At 69.8% G+C, this 17,998-nt stretch carries 15 protein-coding genes; 8 read left to right on the top strand and 7 right to left on the bottom strand.

Annotation, left to right across the window (positions count from 1 at the left end; genetic code table 11):
• The first annotated feature begins 141 nt into the window (after window positions 1-141).
• The 3 genes from xseA to QHF84_RS44640 are packed head-to-tail and all read left to right on the top strand — an operon-like array spanning window position 142 to window position 4,542.
• Complete coding sequence (gene xseA / locus QHF84_RS44650) at window positions 142-1,617, top strand: exodeoxyribonuclease VII large subunit (protein ID WP_281319718.1); 1,476 nt, start codon at window positions 142-144, stop codon at window positions 1,615-1,617.
• On the top strand, window positions 1,610-2,542 hold the full coding sequence (locus QHF84_RS44645) for a shikimate dehydrogenase (RefSeq protein ID WP_281319717.1): 933 nt from the start codon (window positions 1,610-1,612) through the stop codon (window positions 2,540-2,542). The genes xseA and QHF84_RS44645 overlap by 8 nt, the downstream gene beginning before the upstream one ends.
• Complete coding sequence (locus QHF84_RS44640) at window positions 2,539-4,542, top strand: amylo-alpha-1,6-glucosidase (RefSeq protein ID WP_281319716.1); 2,004 nt, start codon at window positions 2,539-2,541, stop codon at window positions 4,540-4,542. Before QHF84_RS44645 ends, QHF84_RS44640 begins: the two co-directional genes overlap by 4 nt.
• Here QHF84_RS44640 and QHF84_RS44635 read toward each other — a convergent pair.
• The gene (locus QHF84_RS44635; RefSeq protein WP_281319715.1) at window positions 4,496-5,422 is read right to left on the bottom strand and encodes a glycosyltransferase; all 927 of its coding nucleotides are present in this window, start codon (window positions 5,420-5,422) and stop codon (window positions 4,496-4,498) included. The two genes, QHF84_RS44640 and QHF84_RS44635, sit on opposite strands and share 47 nt — an antisense overlap.
• Before the next feature lie 8 nt (window positions 5,423-5,430).
• On the bottom strand, window positions 5,431-6,171 hold the full coding sequence (locus tag QHF84_RS44630) for a class I SAM-dependent methyltransferase (RefSeq protein ID WP_281319714.1): 741 nt from the start codon (window positions 6,169-6,171) through the stop codon (window positions 5,431-5,433).
• A 61-nt stretch (window positions 6,172-6,232) separates the two neighbouring features.
• Here QHF84_RS44630 and QHF84_RS44625 point away from each other — a divergent pair, with 61 nt between their 5' ends.
• Genes QHF84_RS44625 through QHF84_RS44605 form a run of 5 tightly spaced genes read left to right on the top strand, consistent with a single transcriptional unit; the run spans window position 6,233 to window position 11,743 of the window.
• On the top strand, window positions 6,233-7,252 hold the full coding sequence (locus tag QHF84_RS44625; protein ID WP_281319713.1) for an NAD-dependent epimerase/dehydratase family protein: 1,020 nt from the start codon (window positions 6,233-6,235) through the stop codon (window positions 7,250-7,252).
• Complete coding sequence (locus QHF84_RS44620; RefSeq protein ID WP_281319712.1) at window positions 7,249-8,430, top strand: glycosyltransferase; 1,182 nt, start codon at window positions 7,249-7,251, stop codon at window positions 8,428-8,430. Before QHF84_RS44625 ends, QHF84_RS44620 begins: the two co-directional genes overlap by 4 nt.
• A 12-nt stretch (window positions 8,431-8,442) precedes the next feature.
• Complete coding sequence (gene rfbF / locus QHF84_RS44615) at window positions 8,443-9,231, top strand: glucose-1-phosphate cytidylyltransferase (RefSeq protein WP_281319711.1); 789 nt, start codon at window positions 8,443-8,445, stop codon at window positions 9,229-9,231.
• A complete protein-coding gene (locus tag QHF84_RS44610; protein WP_281319710.1) occupies window positions 9,216-10,259 on the top strand; it encodes a GDP-mannose 4,6-dehydratase in 1,044 nt (347 codons plus the stop codon). The genes rfbF and QHF84_RS44610 overlap by 16 nt, the downstream gene beginning before the upstream one ends.
• Window positions 10,256-11,743, top strand: coding sequence for a lipopolysaccharide biosynthesis protein (locus tag QHF84_RS44605; RefSeq protein ID WP_281319709.1), 1,488 nt, complete (start codon window positions 10,256-10,258; stop codon window positions 11,741-11,743). The genes QHF84_RS44610 and QHF84_RS44605 overlap by 4 nt, the downstream gene beginning before the upstream one ends.
• Window positions 11,744-11,753: 10 nt before the next feature.
• Here QHF84_RS44605 and QHF84_RS44600 read toward each other — a convergent pair whose 3' ends face one another.
• The 5 genes from QHF84_RS44600 to QHF84_RS44580 form a co-directional block, all read right to left on the bottom strand.
• On the bottom strand, window positions 11,754-12,527 hold the full coding sequence (locus QHF84_RS44600; RefSeq protein ID WP_281319708.1) for a class I SAM-dependent methyltransferase: 774 nt from the start codon (window positions 12,525-12,527) through the stop codon (window positions 11,754-11,756).
• Between the two features lie 109 nt (window positions 12,528-12,636).
• Window positions 12,637-13,209: a methyltransferase domain-containing protein gene (locus tag QHF84_RS44595; protein WP_281319707.1), complete on the bottom strand. Its 573-nt coding sequence runs from the start codon at window positions 13,207-13,209 to the stop codon at window positions 12,637-12,639.
• Between the two features lie 40 nt (window positions 13,210-13,249).
• A complete protein-coding gene (locus tag QHF84_RS44590) occupies window positions 13,250-14,227 on the bottom strand; it encodes a glycosyltransferase family A protein (RefSeq protein WP_281319706.1) in 978 nt (325 codons plus the stop codon).
• A 107-nt stretch (window positions 14,228-14,334) separates the two neighbouring features.
• Window positions 14,335-15,723 (bottom strand): CCA tRNA nucleotidyltransferase, encoded by a 1,389-nt coding sequence (locus QHF84_RS44585; protein ID WP_281319705.1) that lies wholly within the window; start codon window positions 15,721-15,723, stop codon window positions 14,335-14,337.
• A gap of 43 nt (window positions 15,724-15,766) precedes the next feature.
• Window positions 15,767-17,653 (bottom strand): serine/threonine-protein kinase, encoded by a 1,887-nt coding sequence (locus tag QHF84_RS44580; protein WP_281319704.1) that lies wholly within the window; start codon window positions 17,651-17,653, stop codon window positions 15,767-15,769.
• Window positions 17,654-17,998: the final 345 nt, after the last annotated feature.

Here is a 17,998-nt window from a genome sequence, read left to right as displayed (position 1 = left end):
GGACCCCGGGGCCTGCGCAAGCGCTGGACCCGTGGTGCATCGACCGCGATGCGGTCGATGCAAAAAAGCCCGGAACTCGTGGAGCACCCTCGGAGGGTTTCCCTTTCCCTCTGGCCGGTTACGAGCTACCTCTCGCCCGCCGTGCAGCGACGCGAATCGGGCCCTGCGCTCTCTTTTCACGGGGCAGGAGACTCCGACGAGGTGGCGGGCTACCAGCCTCGGGGGGGCTCCTTGGAAGGCCGCGCTGCCGCGGAGGAGCCCGAGGTCCTCTCCGTGGCTGCGCTCGATCAGAAGCTCCGCCGCGTGGTCGAGGGCGCGACGCAGGATGTGCGTGTCCTCGGCGAGGTCGGGGGCTTTCGGCCTCACTCGAGCGGGCACGCGTACTTCACGCTGAAGGACGAGCGCGAGGACGCGTGCATCGACTGTGTCATGTACAAGACGGCCTCGCCGCGGGCGCGGAAGCTGCTCGCGGACGGGGCGCGCGTGGTGCTGATCGGGCGCGCGACGGTGTACGTGCCCCGGGGAAAGCTCCAGTTCTCCGTGAGCGACGTGCGGCCGGCCGGGCGCGGCGCGCTGCTCGAAGCGCTCGAGCGGCTGAAGCAGAAGCTCGCCGGCGAGGGGCTCTTCGCGGCCGAGAGGAAACGCGCGCTGCCCGCGGATCCGGCGGTGATCGGGGTCGTGACGAGCGGCAACGGCGCGGCCATCCACGACATCGTGACCGTGTCGTACCGGCGCGGCGCGCCGCGGATCCTGCTCGCGCGGGCGACGGTGCAAGGGCCGGGGGCCGCGCAGTCGATGGCCCGCGCGCTCGATCAGCTCGCGCGCGTGCCTGAGGTGGAGGTCGTGATCCTCGGGCGCGGCGGCGGATCGGCCGAGGATCTGTCTGCGTTCAACGACGAGGCGCTCGTCCGGAAGGTGGCGAGTTTTCCCGTGCCGGTCGTGAGCGCCGTCGGGCACGAGGTCGACGTGACGCTGTCGGATCTCGTGGCGGACGCGCGCGCGGCGACGCCGTCGCAGGCCGCGGAGATGCTCGTCGCGGATCGGCTGGAGCGGCGCAAGCACCTCCGCCACCTGTACACGCGCATCGCGCGCGCCACGCGGCAGGCGATCGAGCGGCGGCGGGTCGTCGTCGACAGGCTCGCGCGATCGATCGGCTCGCCCGCGGATCTGCTCGCGGAACGGCAGCAGAAGCTCGACGAGCTGACCATGAAGCTCGAACGCGCGATGGAGCGGGGGGCGTCGCGGCGCAAGGAAGAGCTGTCGGAGATCGAGCGGCGGCTCGGGGCGCGGCATCCGCGGGCGGTGATCGCCGGGGCGCGCGCGGCGATCGGCCCGCTCGAAGTGCGGCTCGTGGCGGCGGAGCGGCGCAGGGTCGAGCAGCTACGGACGACGCTCGGGCGGCACGCGGCGCGGCTCGATGCGCTCTCGCCGCTCGGCGTGCTCGCGCGCGGGTACGCGATCGCGACGAACGAATCGGGGCGAGCCGTGCGGGCCGCGAAGGAGGTCGCCGTGGGGGAATCGATCACCGTGCGGGTGCACGAGGGTGCGCTGCGCGCCGAGGTCACGGCCGTGCTCGATTCCGCGGATGCGTCGAGCGGCGAGGGAAGCGATGGCTGAGGGAAAGGTCTTCGCCGTCCTCGGGCACCCGGTGGCGCACTCGCTCTCGCCGGTGATTCACACGGTCGCGTATGCGTCGCTCGGCTTGCCGCACGTGTACCGGGCGATCGACGTGCCGACCGCGGCCGAGCTCGTCGCCGTGGTCGACGAGGTGCGGAGAGGCGTGATCGCCGGGGCGAACGTGACCTTGCCGCATAAACGCGCGGTGCTCGATCTCGCCGACGAGGTCGACGCGAGCGCGACCGAGCCGGGGGCCGCGAACGTGCTTTGCCGCAGCGACGATGGCCGGCTCCGGGCCTACAACACGGACGCGGACGCGCTCGCCGACGACATCGCGGCGCTCGCGCCCGACGCGTCGCGCAAGCGGGCGATGGTGATCGGCGGGGGCGGCGCCGGCGTCGCGGCCGTGGCCGCCTGCAAGCGATTGGGGTTCAAAGTGATCGCGGTGACGTCGCGCTCGTGGGTGCGGTCGGAGACCGTGGAGACGGCGCCGTCGGCCGAGCAGGTGCGGAAGATGGGGGCGCTGCCGCTGCCCTGGCCCGGGCCGGGCGAGCCGGTGCCGGACAGCCTCGCGTCGCAGGCCCTGCGGCTCCAATGGTGGGATCTCGCGCGGGGCGCGTCGCTCGTCGTGCAGGCCACGAGCGCGGGCATGCTCGGCAAGGACCCGGGGGAGTCGGTCCGGGATGTCGTTCCGTGGGACGATCTCGGAAGCGACGCGTTCGCCTACGACGTCGTGTATACCCCAAGAATGACCCCGTTCCTGCACGCCGCGGCCTCCCGCGGCCTCCGGGCCGAAGGCGGGCTCGGGATGCTCGTCAGGCAAGCCGCCCGATCGATCGTGCTCTGGACCGGGCAAGAGCCCCCGCTCGACGTGATGCGCCGCGCGGCCGAGGACACGCTCGATCGCGGAGGGCACACGGTATGAGCGAGCGCGGGGGCGCCTCCGGCGGGTCGATCTGGCCGCACGTCGACGTGAGGCACGATCTCGGACGCGCGCTCTTCCGCGAGTGGGTCGCGGGCAACGGCGCCGGCGCCTACGCGAGCTCGACCGTCGCGTGCATGCACACGCGCCGCTACCACGGTCTGCTCGTCGCAGCCCTGGAGCCGCCGCGCGCGCGGCACGTGGTGCTCTCGCACGTCGACATCGCGGTCAAGTCGCTCGCGCCGCGCGGGGCGTGGGATCTCGCGACGCACCAGTTCCCGGGGATCAACCCGGAGCGCGGGCCGTTTTACCTGAAACATTTCGATCAAGATCCGGTGCCGCGCTGGACCTACACCGTCGCGGGAGGCGAGCTCGAGGTGCTGCTCGCGCTCGTGCGCGGGGAGAACGCGGCGGTGCTGCGTTACACGTGGCGCGGGCCGCAGCCGGTCGTGATCACGCTGCGGCCGCTGCTCGCGATGCGGCACATGCACGGCCTCATGCGCGAGCACGGGGCGATGGAGCAGCGGGTGGAGCTGCGCGCAGGAGAGATGCGCGTGCGTCCGATGCGCGCGCTGCCGAAGCTCTGCTTCCGCTACGAGGGGACGTTCGTGGGGTCGCCGGACTGGTGGCGGCGTTTCGAGTACCTGCTCGAACGAGATCGAGGTCTCGAGTTCCAGGAGGATCTCTGGACGCCAGGCGTGTTCGAGATCCGCGCAGATGGATCGGGCGCGCCGAGCTTCCTCGTCGTCGGCGTGGAGAAGTTGCCCGAGGGCAAACCCGAAGATCTCATCGCAGCCACGACGGCGGCACTCGAAGCCGAGGATCCGGGGCCCGAGAAGTCCACGCTCGAACGGAAGCTCTCGGTGGCGGCGGAGCTCTACCGCGCGGATCTCGCGCCGGAGCCGACGATCGTCGCAGGGTATCCATGGGCCGAGGGCTGGGGGCGCGACAGCTTGATCGCGCTGCCAGGGCTCTACCTCGCGACGGGCAAGATCGAAGCGGCGAAGCACGTGGCGCGCCGGATCGTGGCGAGCATGGAGGGCGGGCTCGTGCCGAGCCGGAGGGCCGACGAAGATGGCCGCCCGGATACGGCGTCGGCCGACGCGACGCTGTGGCTCTTCGAGGCGGCGCGGTGCTTCGCCGACGTGCTCGGCGCGGAGGATCCGTTCCTGCAAGGCGAGCTCGTGCCAGCGATGACAGCCGCATTCGAGGCCATCCTGCGCGGCGACGCGCCGAACGGGATCCGCGTGACGGCGGACGGTTTGCTCGCCGCAGGCAAACCCGGCGACGCGCCGACATGGATGAACGCGCGCGCCTTCGGCAGGCCAGTGACGCCACGCGTGGGCTGTGCAATCGAGCTGTCGGCGCTGTGGGCGCGAGGCTGCCACACGCTCGCGCGGCTCGCACACGCGTCAGGCGCAGGCTCGCTCGCCGATCGAGCCGACATCGCATGCCGCAGGGCACGTGCCGCATTCCACGCGCGGTTCTGGTGCGAGCAGACGTCGTACCCGTTCGACGTGATCTCCGAGTCGCAGGCAGGCGAAGGAGCATTCCAGGACGCATCCGTCCGGCCAAACGCGATCCTCGCACTCGCCATCGATCCAGCCTGCTTCTCCCCAGAGCGAGCGCGCGCGACGATCACACGAGCGCGAGCCGAACTCGTGACGCCCGCAGGGCTCCGGACTCTCGCGCCTTCGGATGCCTCGTACTGCGGCTACTACGCCGGCAACGTCGCCGAGCGTGACGCCGCCTATCACCAGGGGACAGCCTGGCCATGGCTCCTCGGGTCCTACGCGCGCGCCGTGCGGAGCGTTTTGCCAGCAGAGGATCCGCTCGTGGCCGAGATCCCGGATCTGATCGCCGCAGCGACGGATCGAGATCTCGCCGTGGGCCAGGTGCCCGAGCTCGCGAGCGGCAACATGCCGTTCTCACCAAACGGCGGCCCAGCGCAGGCCTTCAGCGTGGCGGAGCTCCTCCGCGCCTTGAAGAACGTGCTCGGCTGAGCTCGGCGAAACGCGCCTTCGCGAGGAGCTTCCACGGGCGCGTGTCGAAGCGCAGACCGAGGTCGATCGCCTTCTGCGCGAGCTCGCGCGCTTTGCTTGGATCGGTGGCGAGGTTTGCCTCGGCGGAGCGCAGGTAGGCGAGGGCGAGGAAGCGGTTGCGGCGCTGCGGGTCTGCGAAGAAGCGCGGGTGCCGTTGCACCATGATCTCGTGGGTCTCGTGGTAGCGGCGGTCGTAGCTCTTCGAGACCTTCGAGGCGTTGCCGATGCGGTAGCGGTAGAGGATCTCGCCGCAGTGGTAGCCGCGTCGGCCGGCTTCGGCTGCGCCGATGAGGAAGTCGTAGTCGCCGTTGCCGCGTGCGAGCTCGTTTGCGTAGCCGCCGAGTTCGACCCAGAGATCCTTGCGGTAGGCGCAGGGGCCGGGGGTGGGTTGTCCTGGGATGAAGTCGTCCCAGGTCACCTCGCGCCGGTGCTTGTGCACGCGCGAGTAGGCGCCGAAGCGTTCGTTGTCGCCGTAGACGAAGGCTGCGTCGGGGTGGCGATCGAAGGTTTCGAGGACGAGTGCGACGCTGCGCGGGACGAGTTGATCGTCGCCGTCGAGGTAGAAGTGGAACGGCGTCTCGGTCAGCTCGAAGGCTTTGTTGCGCGTCGGGTACGGGCCCATGTTTTCGGGCATCGCGTACTTCACGAGGCGCGGGTGGTGGAGGGATGCGAAGATCTCGCGGGTCCGTGCGTGTTCCGTGCCATCCATGACGAGCACGGCGCGCCAGCGGGGATCGGTCTGCGCGAGGACGCTGTTCCAGCAGTCGAGCAGCCAGTCGCCTTCGGCGTAGCAGGTGATGCCGATCGTGATGAGCGGCGCGCTCGATGCGGGATCCGTCATGCCGTGGCCTAGACGCGCACGTGGGCGAACGTCGCTTCGATGTTGAACCAGCCGATCGCCTGGAGCAGCTCGGCGGCGAAGAGCCCGACGCGGGGCAGGGGGACGATGCGCTCGGCGACGTCGCGGCGCAGGTAATCCCGCTTGAAGTAACGCGGACGACGACCGCCGAGGTAACCTTCGAGCTCGGCGTATGTGAGCTTCTTGTAGTTCGGCGTCCCCGGTTCTTCGCGGCGGGTCATGAGGTCGTAGAAGAGCAGGGCTCCGCCCGGACGGAGCAGCGACAGGCAGCGCTCCACGATCTTTTGCTTCGTCTCGGCGTTCGTGACCGAGGTGAGCACTGCGAAGAGCATCACCACGTCGAAGGGCCCGCCCACGTCCGTCTCGAGGATGTTTCCCGCGAGGAAACGCACGCCGGCGCAGCGCTGCCGCGCTTGTTCGATCCGCTCGGGTACGAGGTCGACGCCCACGAGCTCTCGGGGATCCGCGCCCATCTCCACGAGCCACGCGAGGTTCGAACCGCCGCCGCAGCCGACCTCCAGCACCCGCAACTTGCGCAGGTCCTCGAACGTGCCGAAGCCGATCTCCTGCAAGCTCTGACGAATGCGGCGCTGGCGTTGGCGCTGGCACAGGTACGCGTGGGGCTGGATCGGCCACCATGTGTTCTGCGGCAGGAAACGCTCGCGGTAGAAGCGGCGTATCTCCTCCGCTTCGTCGCCTTCGCCCGCCTCGCGGGCCTCGTCGCGCTGCACGGAGGGCCGAGTGCCATGCGTGCTCCGATGCGTCAAGTCACGAGGCTCCCGGGCGCCGCGCGTGGTTGCATCGATCGGCGAGGGGCCCTATACCCGGGCATCGCTCATGTCCTCGCCGGGGCTGTCCCAGACGAGCCGCCTTCGCGTGCTGATCACGGGTGCCACGGGGTTCATCGGCGCACACGTGACGCGCGCGCTCGTCGAGCAGGAGACGCGCCTCACGCTGCTCGCGCGGCCTACGTCGGATCTGAAGCGGCTCTGGCGCGTGGCCGGGGCGCGGCTCGATCGCACGGAGCTGCGCAGGGTCGATCTCGGAGCCGCGGAGGTGATCCGCGCGGAGATGCAGCGGGCGCGGCCCGAGGTCGTGATTCATCTGGCGGCGGACGCACGCGCCCGTGCCTCCGAGGACGAGGCCGAGGTGATGCGCGCGCTTCACGTGGGCGCGACGCGTGTGATCGCGGAGTCCGCGATCGAGGTCGGCGCGCGGCTCGTCGTGCTGTCGACGAGCGACGTGTACGGGAAGCTGCCCTCGCCGCACGACGCGGAAGGCGAGGTCGCGCCGCGGACGCCGTATGCGCGCACGAAGGCAGAGGCGGACGCGATGCTGCTCGGGCCTCTGCGTGAGCAGGGGCTTTCGGTCGTCGTGCTCCGGCCGTACCTCGTGTACGGGCCGGGATCACAGCCGCGGCAGCTCCTGCCCGCGCTCATCGCCGCTTGCCTCGAAGGGCGGGATTTTCCGATGACCGACGGACTGCAGCGGCGCGATTTCGTGTACGTGGGCGACGTGGCCCGCGCGGTGGCGCTCGCCGCGACGGCGCCGGATGCCGTGGGGCGCGTGATCGACATCTGCACGGGTACGCCGCGGCAGGTCGCCGATGTGGTGCGCCTCGTGGTCGAGCGCATCCAACCCGAGCGCGGCGGACCGCTGCTCGGCGCGACGCCGCGGCCCGCGGACGAGCCCGAGGCGCACTACGGGGATCCCGCGCGCGCGGAGGCGCGGCTCGCGTGGAAGCCCGAGGTCTCGCTCGAAGAAGGCCTCGATCGAACGATCGACGCATGCAGGGAGGAGCGGTCCAAGTGAGCGGCCAAGATCCTGCGCGCCCCGCGGTTGCGTTCCTCCTCGGGACGGCTTTCTCGTTCACCGAGACGTTCCTCTTCAACCAGATGCGTTCGCTCACGCGGTACCGGGCGATCACGCTCTGTCACCGCGTCGCCAACGAGGAACGCTTTCCCTGGACCGAGCCGCGTTTCCTCGGGCGAGGGCACCCGTCGCGGCTCGGCCAGGCCTTCCGCCCGCTGCATGGAAGGCTCGCGCTCGATCCCGCGTGGATGCAGGCGCTCGCGGAGACACGCGCCACGGTGCTGCACGGTCAGTTCGGCACGAACGGGCTCGTCGCGGCGGTCTACGGCAAGAAGCTCGGGCTCCCCGTCGTCACGTCGTTCTACGGCGGCGACGTCGGCATTCTCCTCGAACCGCAAAAGCATCTGCGCCGCTACTGGCACTACATCCTCGGGAGGCGCGCGCTCTTCGAGGGCAGCGATCTCGTGCTCGTGCTCTCGACCGCGATGCGCGACGATCTCGTGCGCCTCGGCTGCCCCGCCTCGAAGCTCGCCATCCACCCGAACGGCGTGGACCTCGAGCGCTTCAGCCCCGTGCCGCGCGCCGATCGCAAGGGCCCGCTCTCCGTCGTGATGTGTGGCCGCGAGATCGAGAAGAAGGGATTTTCCTATGGCTTCCGCGCCGTGCACCGCGCACGGGCCGCGGGCGCGGATTTACGCGTGCGCTGGCTGCCGGCGCCTGGGCCGCTCGGCGCGTCGCTGCGCGCGCTCATCGAGGATCTCGGGCTCGGGCCGCACGTCGAGATCCTCGATCCGAAGACGGATCCCGCGGTCGTGATGCGCGAGAGTGATCTCATGCTCTGCCCCTCGGTGACGGCCGCGGACGGCGACAAGGAGGGCGTGCCCACGGTGCTCGTGGAGGCCTCCGGGACGGGCTTGCCCGCGGTCGCGAGCCGGCACGCGGGGATCCCGGAGATCGTGGTCGATGGTGAGAGCGGTTTGCTCTACGCCGAACGTGACGAAGAGGGCCTCGCCGCGGGCCTCGTGCGCCTCGCGAAGGATCCGGTTCTCCGCGCGCGCATGGGCGAGGCGGCGCGGAAGAAAGCTCTCGCGACGTACGATGCGCGGAAGCTCGCCGTCACGCTGGAGGCGCACTACGACGCGCTGCGCGCGCTTGCTCCGCGTCGGGCTCTCGATTAAACGCTTTTCCCCGTGTCGCGTGAAAAGGTCGTCATCCTCGCGGGTGGCCAGGGGATGCGTCTCCGAGAGGAGACCGAGTTTCGGCCGAAGCCGATGATCACCATCGGTGATCGTCCGATCCTCTGGCACATCATGAAGAGCTACGCGCATCACGGGTTGCGCGACTTCATCGTGTGCCTCGGCTACCGGGGCGAGGTCATCAAGCAATACTTCCTCGACTACCGCGCCATGAGCCGCGACTTCACGCTGGATCTCGGCAAGGGCGGAGCGATCACGCTCCACGAGCCGCCGGCCGGCGAAGAAGAAGACTTCCGCGTCACGCTCGCGGAGACCGGCTCGCGCGCGATGACCGGCGCGCGCATCAAGCGCATCGAGAAGTACGTCGACACCGACACGTTCTGCGTGACCTACGGCGACGGCGTGTCGAACGTGGACATCGGCCGGCTCCTCGCGTTCCACCGCGAGCACGGCCGCATCGGCACCGTGACGGGCGTCTTCCCGCAGTCGCGCTTCGGCGAGCTTCTCCGCGACGGCTCGCGTGTCGTCGAGTTCAACGAAAAACCCCTGATGCACGACGGGTGCATCAACGGCGGCTTCTTCGTCTTCAGCCGCCGCTTCTTCGACTACCTCGAGGACGACGACGGCTGCGTGCTCGAAGGAAAACCTCTCGCGCGGCTGGCCAAGGACGGCGAGCTGATGGTCTACGAGCACCGCGGCTTCTGGCAGTGCATGGACACGATGCGTGATCTGGAGATGCTCCGGAGCCTCTGGACGGGAGGAGCGCCGTGGAAGGTCTGGTGAGGGACGAGGACGCCGATCGCGCGTTCTTTCGCGAGCGAAACATCCTCGTCACGGGCGCGACGGGGCTGCTCGGATCGTGGCTCAGCGAGCGGCTCGTTTCGCTCGGCGCGAACGTCGTGGGCCTCGTGCGGGATTTCGTCCCGACGTCGAGGCTCTTCACCAAGGGCGTGAAAGGCACGACGATCGCCGAGGGCATGACGCTCGTGAGCGGCGACATCCGCGACCGCGAGCTGCTCGAACGGGTGATGGGCGAGCACGAGATCGAGTCGGTCTTCCACCTCGCCGCGCAGACCATCGTGGGCATCGCGAACGCGAACCCGGTGAGCACGTTCGAGAGCAACATCGCCGGCGCCTGGAACGTGTTCGAGGCGGCGCGAAGGTCGCCGCGCGTGCGCCGCGTGCTGCTCGCGTCGAGCGACAAGGCGTACGGCTCACACGATACCCTGCCGTACACCGAGTCGATGGCCCTCCGAGGCGAGCACCCGTACGACGTCTCGAAGTCCTGCGCGGACCTCATCGCCCGGACGTACTCGGTCACCTACCGCCTGCCGATCACCATCACGCGTTGCGCGAACCTCTACGGCGGCGGGGATCTCAACTGGAACCGCATCGTTCCCGGCGTGATCCGCGACATCCTCGCCGATCGCAGGCCCGTCATCCGCAGCGACGGCACGCTCATCCGCGACTACCTCTACGTCGAGGACGCGGTCGACGCGTACCTCGATCTCGCCCGCGCGATGGAGGATCCCGCGATCCACGGCGAGGCCTTCAACATCTCCGCGGGCAACCAGCTTACGGTGCTCGAGATGACGCGGGCGATCCTCGAGCGCATGGGATCGAGCCTCGAACCCGACGTGCGCGGGCAGGCCACGCACGAGATCGCGCACCAGTACCTCGACGCCGAGAAGGCCCGGCGCGTGCTCGGGATCCGGCCTCGTTACGGCCTCGTCGCCGGCCTCGATCGCACGACCGCCTGGTACCGCGATTTCTTCGCGCGTGGAGGCCGGTCGGGGCTCGGAGCCGCTTGACCACCGTCGCCCCGCCGCAAAAGGCCGCGGGCAACGAGATCAAGGAGCAGGTACGCCGCGGGATCCGCTGGGTCTCGCTCGCGCAGATCGTCACGCACGGCGTCTGGCTCGTCGGCACCCCGATCCTCGCGCGTCTGCTCGAAGCCTCGGACTTCGGCCTCTTTTATACCGCCTCCGTCGCGCTCGGGTTCTTCGGGTCCATCTCGAGCCTCGGCCTCAACACCGCCGTGATCCAGCGGCGTGATCTGAGCGAGGACGAGCTGCAGACGGCGTTCTGGGCGAGCGTCGGCGCCGGGGCCCTGGTCTTCACGCTCGGCGCGCTCGCGATGCCGCTGATCGCGTGGATCTACCGCGACGAACGCCTCATCGGCGTCGGGATCGCCTACGCGGCCACGTTCCTGAGCTCGTCGCTCATGAACATGCCGCTCGCGTTCCTGGCCCGCGAGATGCGCTTCGCGCAGCAGGTCATCGTGAGCTTCACGTCCGCGGTCCTGTCCGCGACCATCGCCATCTCCTCGGCGTACCTGGGCTTCGGGGTGTACAGCCTCGTCTGGGGAGCGCTCATCGCCCAGACCGTGGCGAGCGTGCTCGCGCTCAGGCTCGCGCGCTTCCGGCTCAGGCTTCATTTCCGCTGGGACGAGCTCAAGAAGCTACGCCGCTTCAGCCTGTATCTCGCAGGCGAGCTCGGCGCGAACTACCTCTACAACAACCTCGATTACCTCGCGGTCGGCTACGTCCTCGGGACCAAGGCCCACGGGTTCTACACGCAGGCCTTCAACCTGGCGCACTTCCCTTACTCGCAGATGACGCCGCCCGTGACGAAGGTCATGTTCGCGGCCTTCGCGCGGCAACAGAAGGACGACGCTGCGCTGCGCGAGGGGTACCTCAACGCGACCTCGGGCCTCGCGGTCGTGACGGCGCCGATCCTCGCCTTCCTCGGCGTGGCGACCGAGTTCGTCGTGGGGGGCTACCTCGGCGAGAAGTGGATCTCCATCATCCCCTACGTCCGCATCCTCGCCGTGCTCGGCGCCCTCAAGTGCGTCGTGTCGTGCGTGGGGCTCATCATCAACGCGAAGGGGCGCTCGGACATCGGGTTCCGCTGGAACCTCTTCTCCCTCGTCATCATGGCCGGCGCGATGGGGATCGGGGTGCGTCATGGCGTGATGGGCGTCTGCTGGGCGTGGCTCATCGTGTTCATGCCGCTCTCGGTGGCCATCAAAGCCATCACGCACAGCCTCGTCGCGCTCCCGGCCCGCGTCTACCTCGCCCGGATGGCGCGGCCCGTGCTCTTCGTGCTGGCATTCACGGGCCTCTTGGTCCTCGCCCGGAGCGCGCTCGCGTGGGCGCTGCCCGCGGCTTCGGTGAAGACGACCGGGCTCTTGCTCCTCGTGGTCGCACTCCCGCCCTACGCGTTCGGCGTGCGGTTCTTGTGCCCGGGCGTGTGGTACGGGATCTTCGGCCAGCCGGCCGAGAAGGGCGCGTGAGCGGGCCCTGCTAAGCCGGATACGCGGACGGGCCGAGCCGCTCGCGCACGAGACGGATGCGCTCCTCGCGCGGCGGCACCACGGGGCGGAGCCGTCGCTCCACGTGTCCCACGAGCTTCTGGAGTTGCCCCTCGGGCCGCTCGGGGCGCTTCCACCCTTTGCGCTTGCCGAGCACGGCGTGCGCGTAGTCGCCCTGGTGCCAGACGTCGATCTCTTCGTAGAAAAGCACCGTGGTCCCGGTGTCCGCCGCGAGCGTGCGCATCGTGTCGACGTCGACGTCCTCGTCGACCGGCTGGATCTCGTGCGGGCGATTGTCGCGCAGCCACGCGAGGAACCGCGGCGTCGGGAAGGCGAGGACCAGCCGGCCTTCGTCCGAGAGGAGATCGGCGAGCGCCTCGTGCAACGTCGGGCGATCGGCGCGCGCGATGTGCTCGTAGACGTCCATCATCACGACGAGGTCGAAGCGGCCCGTGAGCAGGCCCTTGGTCAGGGGGCCCTCGACGAACGAGAGCCGATGGGAGCCGAAGAGCTTGCGGCCGGTCTCCAGCGAGGCGGGGCTGATGTCGAGCCCCACGCCCGTGCTCGTGGGCCAGCGGCGGTTCATGCGCCACGAGATGTCGCCGATGCCGCAGCCCACCTCGAGGATGCGCGAAGGGCGCCCGCCCCAGCGTTCCACGGTCTTCCACGCACGCTCGACGCGCAGGTTGCCGTCGACGAAGCCCTTGAGCCTGGCCTTGAGGTGATCGTCGTAGTAACCGCGGACTTCCTCGGAGACGCGGTTCACGGGTGCACCTCGGTCGAGGTCGCGATCACGGCGGAGAGGCTGAAATCGAGGCGCATGGGGCGGAGTCCTTAAAGGAACGCGCCCGCGCATGCAAGCCGGGCGCGCGTTCTCACGCGGGCTTTCGCGCGAGCACGCACGCGATCTGCCACGGTGAGAAGAGCCGCCGCCACGCGCGCTTGAACCCCTGGTAATGCTCGGGCGCGCGGATCGTGAGGACCTCCTGCCGCAGCACCTCGGGCCAGCCGAGCAGCGCGACGAGCTCCGCCGCCGTCGGGCGGTACCCCGTGTCGATCGGATCCGGGTGAATCGGATACCGCCGCGGCACCGTGAGCACGAGCAGCCCGCCGGGCGCGACGACGCGCGCCATGTGACCGAGCGTCGCCTCGCGATCGGTCACGTGCTCGAGGAGGTTCGTGCAGAGCACGAGATCGAACGTGCGCTCCACGCCCTTCAAGTTCGTCACGTCGGCGACGATGTCGACGCCCGGCTCCGGCCGCGCGTCGAGGTGCAGCACTTGAAGGCCTCGCGCGCGGAGCGGCGCGAACACGTTCCGATCGAGGTGCGGCTGCACGACGGTGCGGAAGTGGAGCGTGGAGGAGCCGATGTCGAGCACGGTCGCGCCCTTGGGGAGCGTCGTCCCTGCGAGGACGTCGCGGATCCACTCCGACTCGTCGACGAACACCCGAACCCCTTGTCACACGAGGCCGCCCCCGCGCAAGGCCTCAGCGTCGCTTCACGCGGTCGAAGACCGGCATCCGCGCGATGACCGACTGCGCCGCGCGCATGCCGGCGAGCACGACCTCCTCCGTCCGCGTGCGCTTCCGGACGGGCTTCTTCCGCGCGTCGAAGACGGCCATGTACGCGTCGAACGCGGGCTCGATGCCCGTGATCTTCTTGCGCACGTCCTTGTACCTTCGCGACTTCCAGATGAACTCCCGCACCGATCGGCAGTAGTCGTGCCGCATGATCATCCCCGGCGCGTAGACCGAGCGCAGCGTGGGGAAGGCGCGCTTCATGCGGTAGGCGAGGTAAAGCCCTTCGCCGCCGTAGAGGTCGTCGCGGAAGCCGCCGATCGCGAGGTAGACCGCGCGGCGGATGAGCATGTTGCCCTCGGTCGAGACGTTGTCCTCGTCCCAGAGCTCGTCGCCGCGGTCGTAGTGCCCGGCCCAGACGTTGTACCAGGGGTGCTTGTGCGGGACGATGCGGCCACGCGCCGCGCCGATGGTCTCGTCGCGGAAGAGGTTCACGCCGTACTCGAGCCAGTCGGGCACTACGAGCCCGTCGTCGTCGATGTAGGCCACGAGCTCGCCGCGCGCCCAGCCCATCGCCGCGTTCCGCGCCACGTTGAGCGGCAGCCCGTCGCGCAGCCGGAGCTCGACGTCGACGAGGTTGCCGTACCGATCCCGCAGATGTTCGAGCCCGCCGCTGTCCGCGAGGAGGATCTCGTAAGGCAGGTCGAGCGCGACGGTTTGTCCGCGGAGGTGACGCAGGCAATCGAGCAGGTAGTCGCCGGCGCGGTAGGAGATCACGATCAGCGTGACCGCGGGATTTTTCACCTCGCGGCGCACGACGAGCTCGCGGAACTCGGAGGCGTACCGCGCGCGAAACGCGGCGCCGAGGCGCTTTTCCTCGTCACCCAGCCCTTCGCGATCCGGCAGCGTCGGGAGGTTTTCCGTGGGGGGCTCGTGGGTCGTCTGCATCGTTCAAGCGGCGCCCGCGTGGGGCTTCTGGCACACGAGGAACTTGCGAGTCACGGCCGCGCCGTCTACCCAATCGCGCGCCGCGCGTCGACGCGTTTTCTCGGGGTTCAAGCCTCGCCTTTGGGACGCTCGTCGTAGAGCCGCCGCGCCGCAGCGAGCAATCGAGCGCGCTCGTTCTCGGCCGGATCGTCGGTCACGACCTCCACGAGCGCCGCGAGGATCTCCCCCACGACGGGCCCCGGCGGGATGCCGAGCTCCCGCATGAGCTCATTTCCCCGGATCTTCAGGTCCTTCGTCCCGAGCGCCGTGCCCGCCGCGAGCAGGCCCGTCGCGCGCGCCCGCAGCCGCTCGATCGCCTGCACCTCGTCCGTCGCGTCACGCCCCTTGCCGCGCACGTCCGAGAGCGCGAGCGCGTACAGATCCGGCGCGAGATCCGGCGTCACGCGGCGGATCCAGCGGCGCACGGCCGCGTCGGTCCAGCCCTCGTCGTAACAGATGAGGTGATGCCGGACGAGCGCGGCGATCCGGTCGCGCTCCTCGTTCGAGAAGCGCAGCCGCCCGAGGATCTCGGTCGCCATCTCCGCGCCGATCTTCTCGTGATCGTAGAACGTGTAGTCCTCGGTCTTCTCGGAGAACGCGCGCGTCCGCGGCTTCGCGATGTCGTGCAGGAGCGCCGCCACGCGGAGGAGCGGCACGGGCTCGCTCGCGTCGAGGCAGGCCATCACGTGGCCCCAGACGTCGAACGCGTGCCACTTGTTCTGCGCGCAGCCGACGCCTTCGACGAGCTCCGGGCAGGTGATCTCGAGGACGCCCGTGCGGCGCATGGCCTCGAACGCCACGCTCGGCCGCCGCGCGCGCATGCTCTTCAGCCACTCGTCGCGCACGCGCTCGGCGCTCACGCGGCGGAAGGTCACGTGCGATCGCGGCTCGCCCATCGCGCGCTCGGTGTCGGGATCGATCGTGAACTCGAGCGTCGCCGCGAAGCGCGCGGCCCGCAGGATCCGGAGCCCGTCCTCGCCGAAGCGCTCGCGCGGATCGCCCACCGCGCGCACCACGCGGGCGTCGAGATCACGCTCGCCGCCGAACGGATCGATCACGTGGCCGTCCACGGGATCGAGGGCGATCGCGTTCACCGTGAAGTCGCGCCGCGCGAGGTCCGCGCTGATGTCGTCGACGAACTCCACCGAGTCGGGCCTTCGCCCGTCGCTGTATGCGCCTTCTCCGCGCAGCGTCGTGATCTCGTAGTGCACGCCGCGCAGGAGCACCGTGACCGTGCCGTGTTGCAGGCCCGTGGGGATGACCTTGCGGAACATCCGCATGACCTCCTCCGGCCGCGCGTCGGTCGCGACGTCCCAGTCTTTCGCGGGCTCGCCGCGCAGGAGATCCCGCACGCAGCCGCCCACGATCCAGCCCCGCTTGCCGTTCTCGCGCAGGCGGCGGCAAATCCCGAGCACGTCTTCGGGGACCTTCTCGATGAGGTGAGCGACGCCTTCCACGGCGCTCGGCTTTACCACGCTTCGGGCGCGGCGACGCCCCTCACTACTTGTTGGTGCCGCCGTGGTAGATGTCCACGATATCGCCGCCGCTGTTCCCCCCGGAGTTGCCCTTCTTGTTCGTGGGCAGCGGGCCCACGTGCGAGCCCTTCGTGGTCGGCGGGCGCGCGGTCCCGGCGTCGGTCGTGGCCGGCGTCGTCCCCGCGATCGCGACGAGCTTGACGGTCTGCTTGTCCTGCGAGCCGTCGATCGTGATCGTCTGCGAAGTGTAGCCCTTGGCGCTCACCTCGAGCGTCACGGGTTTGCCCGGCTCGACCTCGAAGTTCGCGGGGAACGTGAGCTGCTTGCCCCCGTAGGTCGTCGACGCGTTCGCGTCCCGCGGATCCACGTCGACGAGCACGATCTTCTTCGTCGCCGTGGTGGCCGTGGGCGCGGGCGGCGCTGTCACGACCTGCGACGCGGCCACATTGGGATCCCCCTTCTGCGCCGGGCCGCTCAGCAGGATGAGCACCGTGCCGAGCGTCGCGCCCATGACCGCCGCGCCCACCGCGACGAACCGGATCCAGGGCGATTTCTTGGGTTTTTCCGCGACCCCGTCGGGCACGGAGGTCGAGAGCCCGTCGGGCCGCGAGGCCATCTCCGCGACGGCGTCGGGCACGTGGCCCTGCTGGAAGCGCTGCAGATCGTGCGCGAGCGCGGCCATGTCGGGGTACCGATCCTCGGGCGCCTTCGACAGGCACTTGAAGATGATCGCCTCGAGATCGGGCGGGCACGGGGGCTCGAGGCCGAGCTTCGCCAGCGGCGTGGGCGGCTGGTACATGTGCTGGCTCAGGATGCCCATGAAGTTGTCCGCGACGAACGGGAGCTGACCGCTCACCATCTCGTAGAGCATGATCCCGAGCGAGTAGATGTCGGTGCGGTGATCGAGCGGCGCGCCCGCGGCCTGCTCGGGCGACATGTAGTGCGGCGTGCCGAACACCGCGCCAGCGCGCGTGAGCTTGTTGTCGCCGCTCGTCGCGACCTTCGCGATGCCGAAGTCGAGGATCTTGACGAACTCTTTGTCGATCCCGCGCTGGATGATGAAGATGTTCTCGGGCTTGAGATCGCGGTGGATGATGCCGCGCTCGTGCGCCGCCGCGAGGCCGTTCGCCATCTGGATCGCGATCTTCGCGATGAGCTCGGGCTCGAGGCGCTTGGCCTTGTCCTCGTTGAGCTGGATCAGGCTCTTGCCGTCGAGGAACTCCATCACGAAGTACGTCGAGCCGTCCGGCAGATCCCCGAAGTCGGAGATGTCGATGATGTGCGGGTTGCCGATGCTCGACGCGGCGCGCGCCTCCTGCAGGAAGCGCTCGAGGATCTCGCGGTCGCGCGCCATGTCCGAGCGCAGGACCTTCACCGCGACCTTCTTGTCGATGACCTTGTGGCGGGCGAGGTAGACGAACCCCATGCCGCCTTCGCCGAGGAGCTTTTCGATCTTGTAGCGATGATCGAAGGTCGTCCCGATGTACGGATCCTTCGAGCCCGGCGCGCGCTCCGCGTCGACGTGCGCGGGCGGCGGGATGTCGGGGTCCTGCTCGCCGCGGCGCGACGCGGGCAAGAGATCCTCGTACGAGCGCCGCGAAACCTGGTGCGGCTCGTCCGGGTTCGAGCTGAGCCTGCCGCGCGGGGCGTCGCCGTCGGGCGCCGAGAGGCGGCTCCGCCGCGCGCCGGCGTCGAGCTCCATCTGCGACTTCGCGAGCATCGCGAGCTCGGGATCGAGCGCTTCTTCTTCGATCTGGATCACCGGCGGCGGCGCGGGGATCGAAGGCGATTTCGGCATCGCCGGCGGCGGCACGCTGGCCTTGGCCGGCGGCGGCGGCACGCTCGCAGGGTTCGTCGCGGCCGCAGCGGGCGGCGCGGGCGGCGCGGCGGGCGGGAGCGACGGCTTCTTCACCGACGGCAGCGTCGCCGGGCGCGGAATGCCGGGCGCCGCAGGGCGCGCAGATCCCGCGGGGATCGGCGGCACGGGCGGCGGCGGCTTCGTTCCCGCAGCGGGTTTCCCGCCCCCAGGTTGGGGCGAGCTCCCCGCTGCGACTTTGGGAACCGCAGGCGGCTTGGGCAAGGCAGGGGGCTCGTTGTCCGGAGGAGACATGCAGGAGATCGCAGATAGATCGGGAAGCTAGGGGTCATCGTAGCAGGACGCGGCGAGCACGAGAAGAGCGTGGAGGACGTCTGTCCGGTCCAGGCTGGATTGGCTTTCAGGGACGATGTTCGGGCGCCGCCCGAAGGGCCCTCACCG

This window comes from Polyangium sp. y55x31, from assembly GCF_029946505.1.
Lineage (GTDB): Bacteria > Myxococcota_A > Polyangia > Polyangiales > Polyangiaceae > Polyangium.
Note: the sequence above shows the minus strand (reverse complement) of the source record. Positions and strands in the feature narration are given on the sequence as shown.

What these genes read in the sequence shown, in the direction of transcription:
- QHF84_RS44645 (WP_281319717.1), top strand. Translation starts at nt 1,610, where the DNA reads ATGGCTGAGGGAAAGGTCTTCGCCGTCCTCGGGCACCCGGTGGCGCAC.
- QHF84_RS44640 (WP_281319716.1), top strand. Translation starts at nt 2,539, where the DNA reads ATGAGCGAGCGCGGGGGCGCCTCCGGCGGGTCGATCTGGCCGCACGTC.
- QHF84_RS44635 (WP_281319715.1), bottom strand. Translation starts at nt 5,422, where the DNA reads ATGACGGATCCCGCATCGAGCGCGCCGCTCATCACGATCGGCATCACC.
- QHF84_RS44590 (WP_281319706.1), bottom strand. Translation starts at nt 14,227, where the DNA reads ATGCAGACGACCCACGAGCCCCCCACGGAAAACCTCCCGACGCTGCCG.